This window comes from uncultured Litoreibacter sp., assembly GCF_947487515.1.
In the GTDB taxonomy this organism is placed as follows: Bacteria; Pseudomonadota; Alphaproteobacteria; order Rhodobacterales; family Rhodobacteraceae; genus Litoreibacter.
In genome coordinates this window covers 157,463-171,630 of the sequence record NZ_CANKWO010000004.1, presented here as the reverse complement: position 1 = coordinate 171,630, position 14,168 = coordinate 157,463, and the positions used below count along the sequence as shown (strand labels likewise).

Annotated in this window: 17 protein-coding genes and 1 tRNA gene; 6 read left to right on the top strand and 12 right to left on the bottom strand. The window is 56.5% G+C overall.

Annotation, left to right across the window (positions count from 1 at the left end; translation table 11 throughout):
• Positions 1-40 precede the first annotated feature (40 nt).
• Positions 41-117 (top strand) — tRNA-Pro (locus tag Q0746_RS14825).
• A gap of 58 nt (positions 118-175) precedes the next feature.
• Positions 176-1,267, top strand: coding sequence for a 2'-deoxycytidine 5'-triphosphate deaminase (locus Q0746_RS14820; RefSeq protein ID WP_298261640.1), 1,092 nt, complete (start codon positions 176-178; stop codon positions 1,265-1,267).
• A gap of 82 nt (positions 1,268-1,349) precedes the next feature.
• Here the strand turns inward: Q0746_RS14820 and Q0746_RS14815 are convergent, their stop codons facing one another.
• The 8 genes from Q0746_RS14815 to Q0746_RS14780 all read right to left on the bottom strand — a co-directional run bounded on the left by Q0746_RS14815 (position 1,350) and on the right by Q0746_RS14780 (position 9,117).
• A complete protein-coding gene (locus tag Q0746_RS14815) occupies positions 1,350-2,120 on the bottom strand; it encodes a hypothetical protein (protein ID WP_298261638.1) in 771 nt (256 codons plus the stop codon).
• Between the two features lie 192 nt (positions 2,121-2,312).
• The gene (locus tag Q0746_RS14810) at positions 2,313-2,513 is read right to left on the bottom strand and encodes a hypothetical protein (protein ID WP_298261637.1); all 201 of its coding nucleotides are present in this window, start codon (positions 2,511-2,513) and stop codon (positions 2,313-2,315) included.
• Positions 2,514-2,548: 35 nt separating this feature from the next.
• Positions 2,549-3,190 carry an SMC-Scp complex subunit ScpB gene (gene scpB / locus Q0746_RS14805; protein WP_298261635.1) on the bottom strand — a complete coding sequence of 214 codons (642 nt, stop codon included), beginning with the start codon at positions 3,188-3,190 and terminating at the stop codon, positions 2,549-2,551.
• The gene (locus Q0746_RS14800) at positions 3,191-3,985 is read right to left on the bottom strand and encodes a ScpA family protein (protein ID WP_298261633.1); all 795 of its coding nucleotides are present in this window, start codon (positions 3,983-3,985) and stop codon (positions 3,191-3,193) included.
• A 3-nt stretch (positions 3,986-3,988) separates the two neighbouring features.
• Positions 3,989-4,981 (bottom strand): beta-N-acetylhexosaminidase, encoded by a 993-nt coding sequence (gene nagZ, locus Q0746_RS14795; RefSeq protein WP_298261630.1) that lies wholly within the window; start codon positions 4,979-4,981, stop codon positions 3,989-3,991.
• A 61-nt stretch (positions 4,982-5,042) separates the two neighbouring features.
• Positions 5,043-5,990, bottom strand: coding sequence for an SPOR domain-containing protein (locus Q0746_RS14790; RefSeq protein WP_298261628.1), 948 nt, complete (start codon positions 5,988-5,990; stop codon positions 5,043-5,045).
• 87 nt (positions 5,991-6,077) lie between these two features.
• Complete coding sequence (gene argS, locus Q0746_RS14785) at positions 6,078-7,820, bottom strand: arginine--tRNA ligase (RefSeq protein ID WP_298261626.1); 1,743 nt, start codon at positions 7,818-7,820, stop codon at positions 6,078-6,080.
• 124 nt (positions 7,821-7,944) lie between these two features.
• Positions 7,945-9,117, bottom strand: a complete 1,173-nt coding sequence (locus Q0746_RS14780; protein WP_298261624.1) for a deoxyguanosinetriphosphate triphosphohydrolase — start codon at positions 9,115-9,117, stop codon at positions 7,945-7,947.
• A 148-nt stretch (positions 9,118-9,265) separates the two neighbouring features.
• On the opposite strand from Q0746_RS14780, the gene Q0746_RS14775 reads away from it, so the two are divergent.
• The gene (locus tag Q0746_RS14775; protein WP_298261622.1) at positions 9,266-9,670 is read left to right on the top strand and encodes an STAS/SEC14 domain-containing protein; all 405 of its coding nucleotides are present in this window, start codon (positions 9,266-9,268) and stop codon (positions 9,668-9,670) included.
• 81 nt (positions 9,671-9,751) lie between these two features.
• Positions 9,752-10,075 (top strand): iron-sulfur cluster assembly accessory protein, encoded by a 324-nt coding sequence (locus Q0746_RS14770; RefSeq protein ID WP_298262149.1) that lies wholly within the window; start codon positions 9,752-9,754, stop codon positions 10,073-10,075.
• A gap of 77 nt (positions 10,076-10,152) precedes the next feature.
• Here Q0746_RS14770 and Q0746_RS14765 read toward each other — a convergent pair whose 3' ends face one another.
• The 3 genes from Q0746_RS14765 to Q0746_RS14755 all read right to left on the bottom strand — a co-directional run bounded on the left by Q0746_RS14765 (position 10,153) and on the right by Q0746_RS14755 (position 11,220).
• Complete coding sequence (locus Q0746_RS14765) at positions 10,153-10,338, bottom strand: hypothetical protein (protein WP_298261620.1); 186 nt, start codon at positions 10,336-10,338, stop codon at positions 10,153-10,155.
• A 178-nt stretch (positions 10,339-10,516) separates the two neighbouring features.
• Positions 10,517-10,720 (bottom strand): hypothetical protein, encoded by a 204-nt coding sequence (locus Q0746_RS14760; protein ID WP_298261618.1) that lies wholly within the window; start codon positions 10,718-10,720, stop codon positions 10,517-10,519.
• Positions 10,721-10,899: 179 nt separating this feature from the next.
• Positions 10,900-11,220, bottom strand: a complete 321-nt coding sequence (locus Q0746_RS14755) for a hypothetical protein (protein WP_298261616.1) — start codon at positions 11,218-11,220, stop codon at positions 10,900-10,902.
• Positions 11,221-11,438: 218 nt separating this feature from the next.
• Here Q0746_RS14755 and xth point away from each other — a divergent pair, with 218 nt between their 5' ends.
• Positions 11,439-12,221 carry an exodeoxyribonuclease III gene (xth, locus tag Q0746_RS14750; protein ID WP_298261613.1) on the top strand — a complete coding sequence of 261 codons (783 nt, stop codon included), beginning with the start codon at positions 11,439-11,441 and terminating at the stop codon, positions 12,219-12,221.
• 89 nt (positions 12,222-12,310) lie between these two features.
• On the opposite strand, the gene dksA is transcribed toward xth, so the two are convergent.
• Positions 12,311-12,733, bottom strand: coding sequence for an RNA polymerase-binding protein DksA (gene dksA / locus Q0746_RS14745; protein ID WP_298261611.1), 423 nt, complete (start codon positions 12,731-12,733; stop codon positions 12,311-12,313).
• 220 nt (positions 12,734-12,953) lie between these two features.
• Here dksA and Q0746_RS14740 point away from each other — a divergent pair, with 220 nt between their 5' ends.
• A complete protein-coding gene (locus Q0746_RS14740) occupies positions 12,954-13,793 on the top strand; it encodes a MoxR family ATPase (protein WP_298262148.1) in 840 nt (279 codons plus the stop codon).
• The last annotated feature ends 375 nt before the right edge of the window (positions 13,794-14,168 follow it).

The window sequence follows — 14,168 nt, the reverse complement described above, 5'->3', positions numbered from 1 at the left end:
GCCACCGCTTGGAATTTGGCTATGAACTGACGCCATTAGTCGGGCTATGGCGCAGCCTGGTAGCGCGTCCGTCTGGGGGACGGAAGGTCGCAGGTTCGAGTCCTGCTAGCCCGACCAATAACAAAACGCCCGTGTGCTTTCGCGCCGGGCGTTTCGTGTATCTAGGGGGAAGATGATGGCTGATTTCAAATCCGGCGTTCTGGCCGATCACCAAATGCAGGCAATGCTCGACAGTGGGGCGATTACCGCCGAAGAGCCCATCGCAGAGGGCCAAATCCAACCCGCTTCCCTTGACCTGCGCCTTGGCACGCATGCCTACCGCGTACGGGCCTCTTTTCTGACGGGTCGAGACCATCCGGTAGAGCGCCGTTTGCAAGATTTCACCATGCATAAAGTCGACCTGACCAAGGGCGCCGTGCTGGAGAAGGGCTGCGTTTATGTGGTCCCCTTGCTTGAACACCTCGCCCTGCCCGATGACATGAGTGCCGCGGCTTCCGCTAAATCATCTATCGGGCGGCTGGATTTGCTGACACGGGTAATCACGGATTACGGCGTCGAGTTCGACCGCGTGCCTGCGGGCTACGTCGGGCCGCTCTATGCCGAGATATGTCCGCGGTCCTTCTCAGTTCTCGCGCGCACGGGGCAAATGTTGAACCAGATCATCTTCCGCAGTGGGAAAACCGTGATGGACGACGACGCTTTGCGCGCGTTGCATGCGGACAGCCCTATTGTGTCGGGTGATCCTGTGATCTCTGACGGTCTTGGCTTCTCGGTCGATCTGAAGCCCGAGAGCGGCGATCTGGTTGGTTACCGCGCTAAACCTCATACGGGCGTTATCGATTTGGGTAAACTCGCCCATTACGACCCGTCCGAATATTGGGAGGAATTGCGCACAACCGAAGGTCGTCTGATCCTTGATCCCGGCGCGTTCTATATCCTTGTGAGCCAACAAAGCATTGTTATCCCGCCCCATTGCGCCGCCGAGATGGCCCCCTATCTGGCCATGGTCGGTGAATTCCGCGTCCATTACGCGGGCTTCTTTGACCCAGGTTTCGGATATTCCGGCGCTGGCGGCACCGGCTCGCGCGGGGTTTTGGAAGTCCGCTGCCACGAGGCCCCGTTTGTGTTGGAACACGGCCAAACCGTCGGCCGCTTGGTCTATGAGCACATGTCCGAAATCCCGACGCAGCTCTACGGTGTGGACATCAAGTCCAACTACCAAGGGCAAGGGTTGAAACTGTCGAAACATTTCAAGGCGGCTAGCTAAATTTTCGCGCGATCATGGTCTGCATCGCGGGACAAAGCGCCAATTCGCTGCGGTTGCGCCAATGGCTGCTACCGGGGCTTAGCTAGGTAGCATCGTCTCTGTAGCCACGTGATGATGCGATTGCGCGCTTCAGCAGAGGCCGGAGCGGCCATAGAAGCATTCTGCCAATCATCGTGAGAACCGGCCTCGAATTACGCATCATTGAACGGGCGTACTCATCTGCTTCTTTTTCCTGTTCAGCCACTTGTCCACCCTCGATGTGACCGGATACGTGATGCCCAACTTCATGATAGAACGTGAACTCCGCGTTCAGATGCTGCCACCATAGCTTTACACCTCGGGAAGTTTCCGTAGGCCATGTCAAAATAATTCCTGAGAAGAACAGATTGTACCGTCCTAGGTAATCGAGTTCAGGGCGACTTGCGATGACATCTATACGGGTCACATTGTCGAGTGACAGGCCCTTTGTTTTGCTCCAGGTTTCAATATTTCTGGCAACCGCCGAGCGATCGTAGATATCAGAAGCAACAAATACAGGTATTTTGTCGGCCACATGTGTTGCAGGATCTTCGAGAATGCGCCGCGAAAGAATATCCAAGGTCCGAGAATGAAGGGGGTGCAAATTGCTTTTTCGAAGCCTCTCGACCTCCTTCTCAAATGTAGGTTTGTCTAACTCGTCGAGTATAGAAAGCAAAACACCAAGGTATTTTGCTAAGGGTCCTCGTGGGTTCTCAGACCATGCGGATGATTCTAGCTTGCTTTGGACTTCGCGGATTGAACTTTCGCCGCCTTGCAAAATCTCTCTCCATGCATCCCGAACGGTTTCAACATGATCCGTCGAAATGCCTCTCAACAACCTTTCAATAGCTAGCCGAGTTCTCTCATTCATAAGCAGACAGTAGCGGGCAAATACAGCAAATGTTAGGCGGTTGAAGTGTTGCCATGTACCAAAAGTGATATTGGACCAAAACAGCTACAGAGATAGCCGACATTCGTTCAAGCCGCAGCATCCGTAACTCTGGGCTCAAAGCAGACGTTCCTTCCCCTAAAACCGCCCGATCCGCCTGCTCATCCGCACCGCTTGCTTGGCTCGTTTCGAATGCTCCCCCGCCTTTTGGCGTTGCTCAGGTGTCAAATCCTCGCCGCGTTGGCCGCGTTTGGCGGCGACGTCGATGCCTTTGTTGATCCCCATATTGATCACGCGGCGCATAACCATACGGATCACCATGTTAATAATCTGGTTCATGTCATCTCTCCTAAGCCTGCGCTCAATATAGTGGATTAATCCTCAAAAAGCTCGTTCTGGCCTTCTGGGCTTTCGTCTTCGTCATCGTCGTTGGCGACTTCCCCACCTGGCGGGGGACGATTGTCGAGCAATCCGGCAGAGCGCAGCTCTTTCAATCCGGGTAGGTCGCGTGCGTTCTCTAACCCGAAATGATCAAGAAACTCTTGTGTTACCACGAAGGTCACAGGCCGCCCGGGTGTCATGCGGCGCCGGCCAAAGCGGATCCATTCCATCTCGATCAACTGATCAATTGTGCCGCGCGAGACCGATACTCCGCGAATTTCTTCGATCTCGGCGCGGGTTACCGGTTGATGGTAGGCCACAATTGCCAAGGTCTCGATCGCCGCGCGTGACAGTTTGCGGGTCTCAACCGTCTCTTTTTGCATCAAAAACCCAAGGTCGCCTGCTGTGCGCATCGCCCAAGCGTCCCCTACTTTGACCAAATGAACGCCCCGTCCTTCGTAGCGTTTCTTGAGGTAGACCAAGGCTTCTGCGGGGTCCGATCCGTGCGGCATGCGGGCTGCAAGCTCCTTGACCGTCACGGCCTCAACGGAGGCAAATAGGATCGCTTCTACCATGCGCTCCTGCTCCGCAATCGGAGGGGCTTCAAACAGAGACTCTTCTTGTTCTTCAGACATTTAGCTGTCCTTTTTGCGAATTTGTATTGGGGCGAAGACGTCGCCTTGGCGCAGCTCAATTTGCCCCTGCTTCACCATTTCCAAGGATGCCGCGAAGGTCGCGGCTGTGGCAGAGCGGCGCTTTACAGGGTCCATTTCCCAGCCCTCTGGTAGCCATGTCGTCAGGTCCGACCAGTCGCCTGCAAAGCCGATGAGGCTGCGCATCCGGTCCAAGGCCTGCTCCATCGTGTAGACCTTTTCGCGGTCCATGACGAAGGGGCGGAATTCATCCTTGGTTTTGATCCGTGCATAGCCTTGCATCAGGTCCAGCAAGGTTGCGGTATAGGTCACCTTGCGCACGCGGGTGACGTCCTCTGGCAAGCCACGGGCAAAGAAGTCGCGCCCCAATTGGTCACGTGCCATCAGCTTGGCCGAGGCTTCGCGCATCGCGCTCAGGCGCTCCAGCTGGAAGGCCAAATGGGCGGCGAGTTCTTCACCACTGGGGCCTTCTTCGGTCGGATCAGGGGGCAATAGCAGGCGGGATTTCAAGAAGGCCAACCACGCCGCCATCACCAGATAGTCTGCCGCCAGTTCCAAACGCAGCTCTTTGGCGCGCTCAATGAAGATCAGATATTGTTCGGCCAGTTGCAGGATCGAGACTTTGCGCAAATCCACCTTTTGGGTGCGCGACAGCGTGAGCAACAAATCAAGCGGGCCTTCAAAGCCGTCCACATCGACAATCAATGCTTCTGCGGCCAAGCGCGCCTCGACGGTGCCCTCGTCCCAGTTGATTTCCGTCTGTTCGTTCTCGCTCATGCGCTACCCTGCAACTAGGGTGCGAAACTCAGCCTCAAGCGCAGAAATGTCAACATCTGTTGGGGTTTTACGGTGACTTAGCGCCCGATCCGCCCGTGCAATCATGCTGTCGGTCATCGTGCCACAAACCTGTGCCACGCCTTCCATCTCGGTCATATCGCCGTTGCAATGCAGCGCGATATCGCAGCCCGCATCCAGTGACGCGCGCGCCCGTTCAGGCACTGTGCCCGACAAAGCCTCCATAGAAATGTCGTCCGTCATGATCAGATTGTCGAAGCCGATGTCGCGACGGATCATCTTCATCGCCTTGGGCGATGTTGTGGCAGGAAGGGCGTCAATGCAGGGGAAGACAATATGCGCGGTCATTCCCATCGCCATATGTGTCAGCTGTTTGAAGGGGGCAAAGTCCAATGCGTCCAATTCAGCGCGGGGCACGTCAACGGTCGGCAGATCCTTGTGACCATCCACCACTGCGCGGCCATATCCTGGAATATGCTTTAGGACCGGTAGAACGCCGCCATCTTGCAACCCCTGCTCTGCGGCAAGGCACATCGCAACGACGGTCTCCACATCCGCGCCATAGCAGCGGTTGCGCAGAACGGGGTGGCTTTCGGGCCAGATCACATCAGCCAAGGGGGCGCAGTTTACGTCGATGCCAACCTCATGCAGCTCCGCCGCGATCAGCCGGTTGCGCAAATACATGGCGCGCGCGGCAGTGTCACCGGCCATAGCCATCTGATCCAAGGCGGGCGGATACTCGCGCCACTCGGGCGCCCGCATCCGTTGAACGCGGCCACCTTCTTGATCAATCAGGATCGGGGCGTTCCAGCCGACGCTGGCGCGCAATTCAGCCGTCAGCGCCGATAATTGAGCACGATCCTCAATATTTCGGGCAAAAAGGATGAAACCCCAAGGGTTAGCACTTGTGAAAAAGCGACGTTCGGCCTCAGAGAGCTTCACTCCCTCGCAGCCAAAAATATATGCGCCTGAGGGCATTGGGCCGACCTCTTAAACTAGAACCTGCTTCATGCCTTGCACAAAGCCAACATTTGCCGCTTTAGCGGGCCAAAACCGGAATACAGGCTGCTTTTCCTGCCACAAGGACAGCACAAAACCGGCGCGAGGCGTTCAAGTCAGCAAAACCAACTGCCCGCAGACGGTAGAACTTGCGGCCACCGGACGTTGCTTCTTGGATAACCCGCGTCTTGCCGTCGATGTAATCCTCGAAACGTGCCGCGATTTTGTCCCACTCCTGACGCGCGGCTTCTGCGTCATCAAAGGCACCGAGTTGCACCAGTCGCGTGCCTGACGCGATACTGGCCGCATCAATTTCTGGCGTGGCGAGTGTGCCGCCGCCCACGGCGCTGACAGCGGAGGCCACTGCGGCTTGCGCCTGCAAAGCGGCCAAATCAACTTGCGGCTTGCGCCCTGGAACCGGAGAACGGTTCACCCCGGGCACTTTGGGGTCGAGGATCGGGCGCGCGGTGATGTCTTGTGCGGGGGCCACCGTGTCCAAAGGAGCCACGCCCGCCGCCAGCCGGTTCGCCAATTCTTGCGCCGTTTCGTCGGCAGAGTTTACGTCACTATCCAGCGACACCAAAGTTCCGACGGCTTCTGCCACCACGCCTTCCGCGTCGACCTCAACTTCGCTTGGCGGGGATGCGATGGCGTCCTCTCGGGTCAAGTCAATCGGGGCGGGCGCTAAGATCACCTGCCCTGCCGGCCCCTCGGCCTCGCCTTCGGATTGCACGGAATTCACTGCCAAACCAGTGTGTTGCGCCAATTGACCACCCGGGTCAGCGGGCTGAACACGTGCGGGGCCTTCAAGCGCGCGGATCACTGGGACGTCGGTCACATCGCGCACGGTCAACTGATACCCCCAGACGGCCAAACCCAGCACCAACACTACGGAGCTGCCGGCGCCGACAAAGTTCATCATACGCGAAAAGCGGCCCTGCTGCGGGGCCGCAGGCGCTTCAAATGCGCCGAATTCCAGATCTGCCATACTCGCCTCTCTGCCCCCGAATTGGTTTCGGGTGGTCTGTCTTTAAGCCTGCTCGCAGCTCCCAGACCGGGCGCAGATCATTAAACGTCAGCGCATCTCTTCGGCAGGAGCTACTCCTAGAATACCAAGACCTGCGGAAATAACAATCGCTGTAGCACGTGCGAGGGCAATTTTTGGCAAACTTGCGCCTTCCTCGTCCTGCATAAAGCGCAAATCCGTCACGTCATTGCCGCGGTTCCACAGCGCATGTAGCTCTCCTGCAAGCTCATAAAGGTAGAACGCAATGCGGTGCGGCTCGTTGGTGCGCCCCGCAATTTCGACCAAACGCGGCCACTCCGCCAGCTTGCTGGCCAGCGCCAATTCCGCCTCATGGGTGTTGCCGGACAAATCCGCTTTGGCCAAGGCAGGGTCGGACACATCCCACCCTTCCGCCTGCGCCTTGCGCAGCACCGAGCACACCCGCGCATGGGCATATTGCACATAGAAGACGGGGTTGTCCTTGGATTGCTCCAGCACTTTGGCGAAGTCAAAGTCCAAAGGTGCATCCTGCTTTCGCGTCAACATCACAAAGCGTGTGACATCGGCCCCAACAAGGTCGACCACGTCGCGCAAAGTGACAAATGTCCCCGCGCGCTTGGACATCTTGAACGGCTCGCCGTTTTTGAACAGACGCACCAGCTGGGTCAATTTGACGTCCAGCGACACTTGCTCGTCCGACAGCGCCGATACGGCAGCCTTCATCCGTTTGACATAGCCGCCATGGTCCGCACCGAAGACGTCGATCAATTCGTCAAAGCCGCGTTGAACCTTGTCAAAATGATAGGCAATGTCAGGGGCAAAATAGGTCCACGCCCCGTCGGATTTCTGGATCGGGCGGTCCACGTCATCGCCATGTCTGGTGGAGCGAAACAGCAATTGCTCGCGCGGCTCCCAATCCTCAGGCACTTTGCCTTTGGGGGGCTCCAATGTGCCGCGGTAAATCAGGTCCTTGCCCTTCAAGTCTTCAATCGCCGCCTCAATCTGGCCGGTGCCATACAAGGACTTCTCGGAATAAAACACATCCATTTCAACACCCAAGGCTGCCAAATCCTCTCGGATCAGCTCCATCATCGCATCGGTAGAGAACAGACGAATATCCGCCAACCAGACATCCTCGCCCTTCCCCACATAGGCGTCGCCAACCTTGGCTTTCAATGCCTCACCAACCGCAACCAGATAGTCGCCCGGATAGGTGCCATCCTCAAACGCAACCTCTTGGCCATGCGCCTCAAGGTAGCGCAAATAGACAGAGCGCGCCAAAACATCGACCTGCGCACCACCGTCGTTAATGTAATATTCGCGGGTCACATTGTAGCCCGCGTAATCCAGCAAGGACGCCAAAGCGTCGCCAAACACGGCGCCGCGCGTGTGGCCCACATGCAAAGGTCCCGTCGGGTTGGCAGAGACATATTCGACATTCACCTTCCGGCCCGCCCCCATGTCGGAACGCCCGAACGCCGTGCCACTCACCAATGCCGCGTGAACCACCCCCGACCAAACGCCGGTCTCCAAGCGCAGATTCAAAAAGCCCGGCCCCGCCACTTCGGCTAAGGCCACACGGTCATCTGCCATCAACTTGCCCGCCAAAGCATCCGCAATGTCGCGGGGCTTCATCTTGGCGGGTTTCGCCAGAACCATCGCAGCGTTGGTCGCCATGTCGCCATGCGCGGTGTCCCGCGGCGGCTCAACGGCCACATTGGCAAAATCCAAGCCCGCAGGCAGGGTGCCATCGGATACCATTGCTTCAAGCGAAGTGATTACAACTGCGCGAATGTCAGAAAACAGGTTCATCGTCTTACCTCATAAGTTGCGCGCGGTTTACCACGCCCAGATGCGCGGTCCACCCCATCATTGCTTCAAAAATACCTCGGGGGTTTGGGGGCAGCGCCCCCATAGCGCGAAAGCATCCCCAAACCTATCCGCGTTCAACCACATAGCTGTCCGCGGCGACCCCGCCAATCAGCCGCTCATGCTCTTGCAGCGCAAAGCGGTCGGTCATGCCCGCAATATAATCGGACACAATCCGCGCCAGTCCGGTCTCATCCTCAACTTCCTCGACATCCTTGCGCCACTGCTTGGGCAACAGATCCGTTTGCGACATGAACAATGGAAACAGCTCGTCCACGACTTGGGTCACCTGCACCCGCATCTCCACCACGGCGGGGGCGCGGTACATCCGCGTAAAGAGGAACTTTCGGATCACCTTGAGTTGCGCCCAAACCTCTGGCGAGAATTGCACCATGGGCCGCCCCGCCCCGCGAATGTCGGCAACCGATTGCGGGTTCAACTCCCTCAACCGCGCCTGGGCAACTTCAATCACATCTTCAACCAAGACACCAAAGAACCGGCGCAAGGCCTCATGTCGGCGGCGATAATAGTTCAGGCCCGGATATAGTGTATCCACACGCGCGAAACACGGGCCCACAAGCGGCAGCTCCGCCAGCTCATCGGTAGAGAACAACTCCGCCCGCAAGCCGTCATGCAAGTCGTGGTTGTTATAGGCAATATCGTCGGCCAAGGCCGCCACTTGGGCCTCTGCGCTGGCGTAGGTTTCCAATTCCAGATCATGGCGCGCAGAATACTCTGTCAACGCAAACGGAAGCCGTCCGGTCACCGGCCCGTTGTGCTTGGCGATCCCTTCAAGGGTTTCCCAAGTCAGGTTCAGCCCGTCCCATTCCGCATAGTGGCGTTCCAGCGACGTGACAATTTTCAACGCCTGCGCGTTGTGATCAAAGCCGCCATAGGGGGCCATCAACGCATCCAACGCCTCTTCGCCGGTGTGCCCAAAGGGGGTGTGCCCAAGGTCATGCGCCAAGGCGACAGCTTCCGTCAGCTCTTCATTCAACCCCAATACGCCGGCAATTGTGCGCGCCACCTGCGCCACCTCAATGGAATGCGTCAATCGGGTGCGGAAATAGTCGCCCTCATGCTCGATGAAGACCTGAGTTTTATGTTTCAGACGCCGAAAAGCGCTGGCGTGAATTATCCGATCACGATCACGTTGAAAACACGACCGAAAGGCGCTTTCGTCTTCGGGGTAAAGTCGTCCACGGCTGTCGCTGGGAAGGCAAGCGTAGGGAGCCAGCATCGGGTATCCTTATTCGTCATTCTCCCCCTGCCTACACCACTGGGCGCGCCGTGACGAGAGCGCACACCCCGTTGAAAACCACCTTCTTCATTCCCATATACATCGTGCGAGCAGGACATGTTTTGACCCAACCAAAAGGATGCAAACGATGTTCAAAGTTGAGACAATGGCCCCCAACCTGCTGAAGGTGGAAATCAGCGGGAAAATCACGGCATCTCAGATGTCTGACGGCCTCGATAGTTTGTTTCCGCTCACCAATAAAATGAGCGACGGGCGCTTGCTGGCGATCTATCACGACGTGGAGTTCCCCGAGGCAGGCGCAATTCTGGAAGAAATGAAACGCCTGCCGCAGCTGTTCGGGGTGATCGGAAAAATCGGCAAAGTGGCCTTGGTCTCCAACCAGAAATGGATCCGTGACATCGCCATGCTCGAAGGCAAACTCATTCCCAATATGACCATCCGCAGCTTCGAATTCAAAGACCGCTCCAAGGCCGAAGCCTATCTGGACATCGGGAATGACGAAGAGGACGATTTCGAAAATTTTCCGGTCTGACAGGACAACACCTTGAGAACATTCGGGCGGCACATTAGGTTTAGGCCAAACGCGCACTCATGAAGGATGCGACAGATGGATTTGACCCTTCCCCCAAAAGTAACGGACCGCGCCTTTGAGCGTCTGGCCGAAATTGGTGCATCCGACCAAGGACAGGCGTTGCGCGTCGCCGTGGATGGGGGTGGCTGTTCGGGGTTTCAATATGACATCAAGCTTGATGCCCCTGCGGAGGATGATCTGATCTTGTCCAAGGACGGGGAAACTGTGGTGGTGGATTCCGTATCCCTGCCGTTTCTTGCCAATGCGGTGATCGACTTCACCGAAGAGCTGATCGGCGCGCGTTTTGTGATTGAGAACCCGAATGCCACTTCGTCATGTGGCTGCGGCACGTCTTTTTCGATGTAGGCACCGATCGAACGGCCTAAATGCACAAAAGGGCGCTCCCTTCCGGTGCGCCCTTTTGTCTGTGTGCTTTGTGTGAATTACATCTGGCGTTTGTACTCTTTGAGCGCGGCTTCCCACGCAGGCGAGTTTTCCAAAATTTCTGGCTCAAACGGGATAAAATAAAGCCCCTGTATGGCTCCACGTGACGCTTGGACATCCTCTGTTTCGGGGACTCCACACGCCGCTAGCGCCAAAAGGACGCCCAGTACCGGTACTACTCTCATTGTCTGCCTCATGCAGTATTTGTTATTTTTTTAGTTGTTTTATTTTTTGATATTATTCTTTTGTGGAAACAGAACACAAGAATGGGGCGCAATTATGTCATTGCTCCCCGAATCAGTTCGATCACTGTGTCCTTTGAGTCACGCGACGGGCGTGCAAAAGGCTATGTATCTGCCGCGGTTACCGCAGGCCCGTGCGCAACGCGGATCGTGTGAGTGTTGCACGCGTAATGGTCACTTTCGCAGGTAAAACAACGGTTGTTCTGGTCACAATCATCGAGCCGTCGGCCCGTGTTACCGTTTCCACATATGTCACGGTCTTTGCGCTCGCGGTGCCGCAAAGTGCCAATGCGGCCGCTACGGCGAATGGGATCAAATGCTTCATTGCGTCTACCTGCTTTCACTCGGTTGACACTTGATTTGCCCCTCAAACGCGGCGCGATTAGGGCAGTGAAAAGTTCATTTCACGTTGAAACCCCGCATTTCACGACACAGTTTCATAAAAAAAACGGCCACGTCGGTGCACCCTAACGTGGCCGCCTAGGCGTCGCCTTACATAAAAATTCAGGCGACCTTTCTTTGCGCTTCTTCAGCTGCATCGGCAGCCTCCGGCGCTGGATCTTCGTTTGCGGGCACGTCGTCGGTGGCGATCTCATCTTCCGTGGTCACGTCTTCAACGGGTGCCGGCAGGGCCAAGGCTTCGTCGGGCATTTGCTCGGGCAGATGCAGTTCTACGTGGCCGGTGGTGGGGTCCAGTGTCACTCTTGGCTTGACCGGCAATGCGTCGATGGCGTCATTCAACTCGGTCACGAGGCGCTCAAAATTTTGACGCTGGGTCTCGACGACGACCTCTTTGTTGCGACCTTTGAATAAAAATTTGAACATTGTGTCATCCTCGATGTGCTGTCAGTGATTCCGTAATCTGTATATTGGATTTGCCAGATCAAGACTGCGGGGAAAACATTGCGGATAGGTGCAATTTTAGGGACCAACACCGGCGCGTGCCCAAAAAGTTGGCAATGAACAGGAATAAGCAGGCAGTCCGACCCTTGCCCCGCCCCGCCCCATGTTCGATACCTTGGGAACACAAAGGGGCCTGCGCTATGAAAATCGCCACATTCAATATCAACGGGATCAAGGCACGCATCAATGCGCTGACCGATTGGCTGAACGAGGCGCAACCCGATGTCGCCTTGCTGCAAGAGATCAAATCCGTCGATGAGACTTTCCCTCGCGAGCATTTTGAAGACTTGGGCTACAACGTCGAAACCCATGGGATGAAAAGCTTCAACGGGGTCGCGATCCTGTCGAAACTGCCCCTAGAGGACGTCACCCGCGGCCTGCCCGGTGATGACAGCGACGAACAAGCCCGCTGGATCGAGGCCACAGTGGTCGGCGATCAGCACGCCATCCGCCTATGCGGTTTGTACCTGCCCAACGGCAACCCCCGCCCCGGCCCGAAATATGACTACAAACTGGCCTGGATGGAACGCATGTATAAGCGTGCGCAAGACCTCATGGCCGATGAGATGCCCGCAATGATGGCCGGTGACTACAATATCATTCCGCAAACCATCGACGCCGCCCGCCCAGAGGCGTGGCGCGAAGATGCGCTGTTTCACCCAGACAGCCGTGCCGCCTACCGCCGCATTTTGAACCTTGGCTTCACCGAGGCCTTCCGCACCCGCAACCCCGCCCCAGAGCAATACAGCTTTTGGGACTACCAAGCAGGCGCATGGAACAAGAACGACGGCATCCGCATCGATCACCTCCTGCTGACCCCGCAAGCGGCGGATCTGCTGAAAGACTGTCAGATCGACAAGGAATACCGTGGCCGCGAAAAACCCTCAGACCACGTGCCGGTTTGGGTCGAGTTGGCTTTATAGGGGCATCTGACACGAAAAAGCCGCCAGCGCATCACTGCACCGGCGGCTTCTTTTCGAATTCTTGCTCCACGTCTTTATGTGTCGCGATTTTATGTGTCGCGATGCACTTTCTCGCGGCGCTCGTGACGCTCTTGCGCCTCTAGGCTCATGGTGGCCACTGGGCGCGCATCCAGACGCTTCAAGGAAATCGGTTCGCCTGTTTCGTCGCAATAGCCGTATTCGCCGTCATCAATCCGGCGCAAGGCGGCGTCGATCTTGGAGATAAGCTTGCGCTCGCGATCGCGGGTCCGCAACTCCAGCGCCATGTCGGTTTCTTCCGATGCGCGGTCCGCCACATCCGGAATATTGCGGGTGCCATCCTTCATGCCTTCAATGGTCTGGGCGGTTTCATCCATGATGGATGACTTCCAATCCAGCAATTTGCGGCGAAAATACTCGGTTTGACGTTCGTTCATGAACGGCTCGTCATCTGCCGGTCGATAATCGTCGGGTAGAAATACTTCGGCTTTCATACCAGTTCCCTCACTCTTGTGCGTGGGTGGCAAATTAAGTGCGACTCAAATACCAACCATGCGTCAACTTCCCTGACCTTCAAGTAACTGAACCGCCCCCCCTTGTCACGCAGTTATCGAGGGTTAAAAGGGGGGAAGTGCCATCAAAAAATGGTTAATCAACTCCGCGCCACAGAGGCTTGTTTTGCATATGGATTCTTCGAACACCCCTGCCCGCCCATTGAAGTTCAACGGGACCGACAGCTATGTCGCCACAGATGACCTTACGGTAGCTGTGAATGCGGCCGTCACATTAGAGCGCCCGCTGCTTGTCAAAGGAGAACCCGGCACAGGCAAAACCGAACTTGCGCGGCAGGTTGCGACGGCTCTGGGCTTGGAAATGATCGAGTGGAATATCAAATCCACCACCAAGGCCCAGCAGGGTTTGTATGAATATGACGCGGTGTCCCGATTGCGCGACAGCCAGCTTGGGGATGAAAAGGTCCATGACGTCGCCAACTACATCAAGCGCGGGAAAATGTGGCAGGCCTTTGAGCGCTCCGAGAAATGTGTGCTGCTGATTGACGAGATAGATAAGGCCGATATCGAGTTCCCAAACGATCTGCTGCAAGAACTGGATCGTATGGAGTTTCACGTCTATGAGACCGGTCAAACCGTTCGGGCGCAGCAACGTCCAATCGTGATCATTACATCCAACAATGAAAAAGAGTTGCCCGACGCCTTCCTGCGCCGCTGCTTCTTCCACTACATTCGCTTTCCCGACATCGACACTATGCGCGCCATCGTTGAGGTCCATTATCCTGGGTTGAAGCCTGCGCTTCTGACCGCCGCCCTGACCCAATTCTATGAGGTGCGCGAAACCAATGGTTTGAAAAAGAAGCCCTCTACCTCTGAGGTGCTTGACTGGTTGAAGCTGCTGCTTGCCGAAGATCTGAGCGCGGAGGATTTGAAGCAGGACGGGGCCTCTGCCCTGCCGCGGTTGCATGGTGCATTGCTGAAGAACGAGCAGGACGTGCATTTGTTTGAACGCTTGGCCTTTATGGCGCGGGGGCAGCGGTAGCCCGCACCAAAGCGGAAACAATAGCCTGAAAATTGCCTAATTCGCCACAAACTCATGCCGCAAACAAGGGATTAACCTTATGTTAATTGAGCAGAGGCGGGACAATACCGTGAACATGAAGAACAGGCGGCCGGATCAGGCCCAAAGCATTGGACCTATTGCTAGATCAATGAGGTCCAACCAATGGGATTGTGTCCGCAAGGCCACGATTGCGTGTGGACGAGGAAAATTCGCCCCAGTTTTCAAAAACGCGGGTATAACGTCCTAATGCGCCGCTTAGCTTTTCCGATTCTGTGCCTTATGGCAGCCTGTGTCCCCTCGACGAAAAACGAGGTTCCCGGCCGCAATGCACCCGTCTCTACGGCCCTGCCGCCG

Coding starts and splice junctions, on each gene's coding strand:
- Q0746_RS14800 (WP_298261633.1), bottom strand. CDS start 3,985: ATGAGCGAGAACGAACAGACGGAAATCAACTGGGACGAGGGCACCGTC.
- xth (WP_298261613.1), top strand. CDS start 11,439: ATGAAAATCGCCACATTCAATATCAACGGGATCAAGGCACGCATCAAT.
- dksA (WP_298261611.1), bottom strand. CDS start 12,733: ATGAAAGCCGAAGTATTTCTACCCGACGATTATCGACCGGCAGATGAC.
- Q0746_RS14775 (WP_298261622.1), top strand. CDS start 9,266: ATGTTCAAAGTTGAGACAATGGCCCCCAACCTGCTGAAGGTGGAAATC.
- Q0746_RS14765 (WP_298261620.1), bottom strand. CDS start 10,338: ATGAGAGTAGTACCGGTACTGGGCGTCCTTTTGGCGCTAGCGGCGTGT.
- Q0746_RS14810 (WP_298261637.1), bottom strand. CDS start 2,513: ATGAACCAGATTATTAACATGGTGATCCGTATGGTTATGCGCCGCGTG.
- nagZ (WP_298261630.1), bottom strand. CDS start 4,981: ATGCCCTCAGGCGCATATATTTTTGGCTGCGAGGGAGTGAAGCTCTCT.
- argS (WP_298261626.1), bottom strand. CDS start 7,820: ATGAACCTGTTTTCTGACATTCGCGCAGTTGTAATCACTTCGCTTGAA.
- Q0746_RS14755 (WP_298261616.1), bottom strand. CDS start 11,220: ATGTTCAAATTTTTATTCAAAGGTCGCAACAAAGAGGTCGTCGTCGAG.
- Q0746_RS14820 (WP_298261640.1), top strand. CDS start 176: ATGGCTGATTTCAAATCCGGCGTTCTGGCCGATCACCAAATGCAGGCA.
- Q0746_RS14780 (WP_298261624.1), bottom strand. CDS start 9,117: ATGCTGGCTCCCTACGCTTGCCTTCCCAGCGACAGCCGTGGACGACTT.
- scpB (WP_298261635.1), bottom strand. CDS start 3,190: ATGTCTGAAGAACAAGAAGAGTCTCTGTTTGAAGCCCCTCCGATTGCG.
- Q0746_RS14790 (WP_298261628.1), bottom strand. CDS start 5,990: ATGGCAGATCTGGAATTCGGCGCATTTGAAGCGCCTGCGGCCCCGCAG.
- Q0746_RS14760 (WP_298261618.1), bottom strand. CDS start 10,720: ATGAAGCATTTGATCCCATTCGCCGTAGCGGCCGCATTGGCACTTTGC.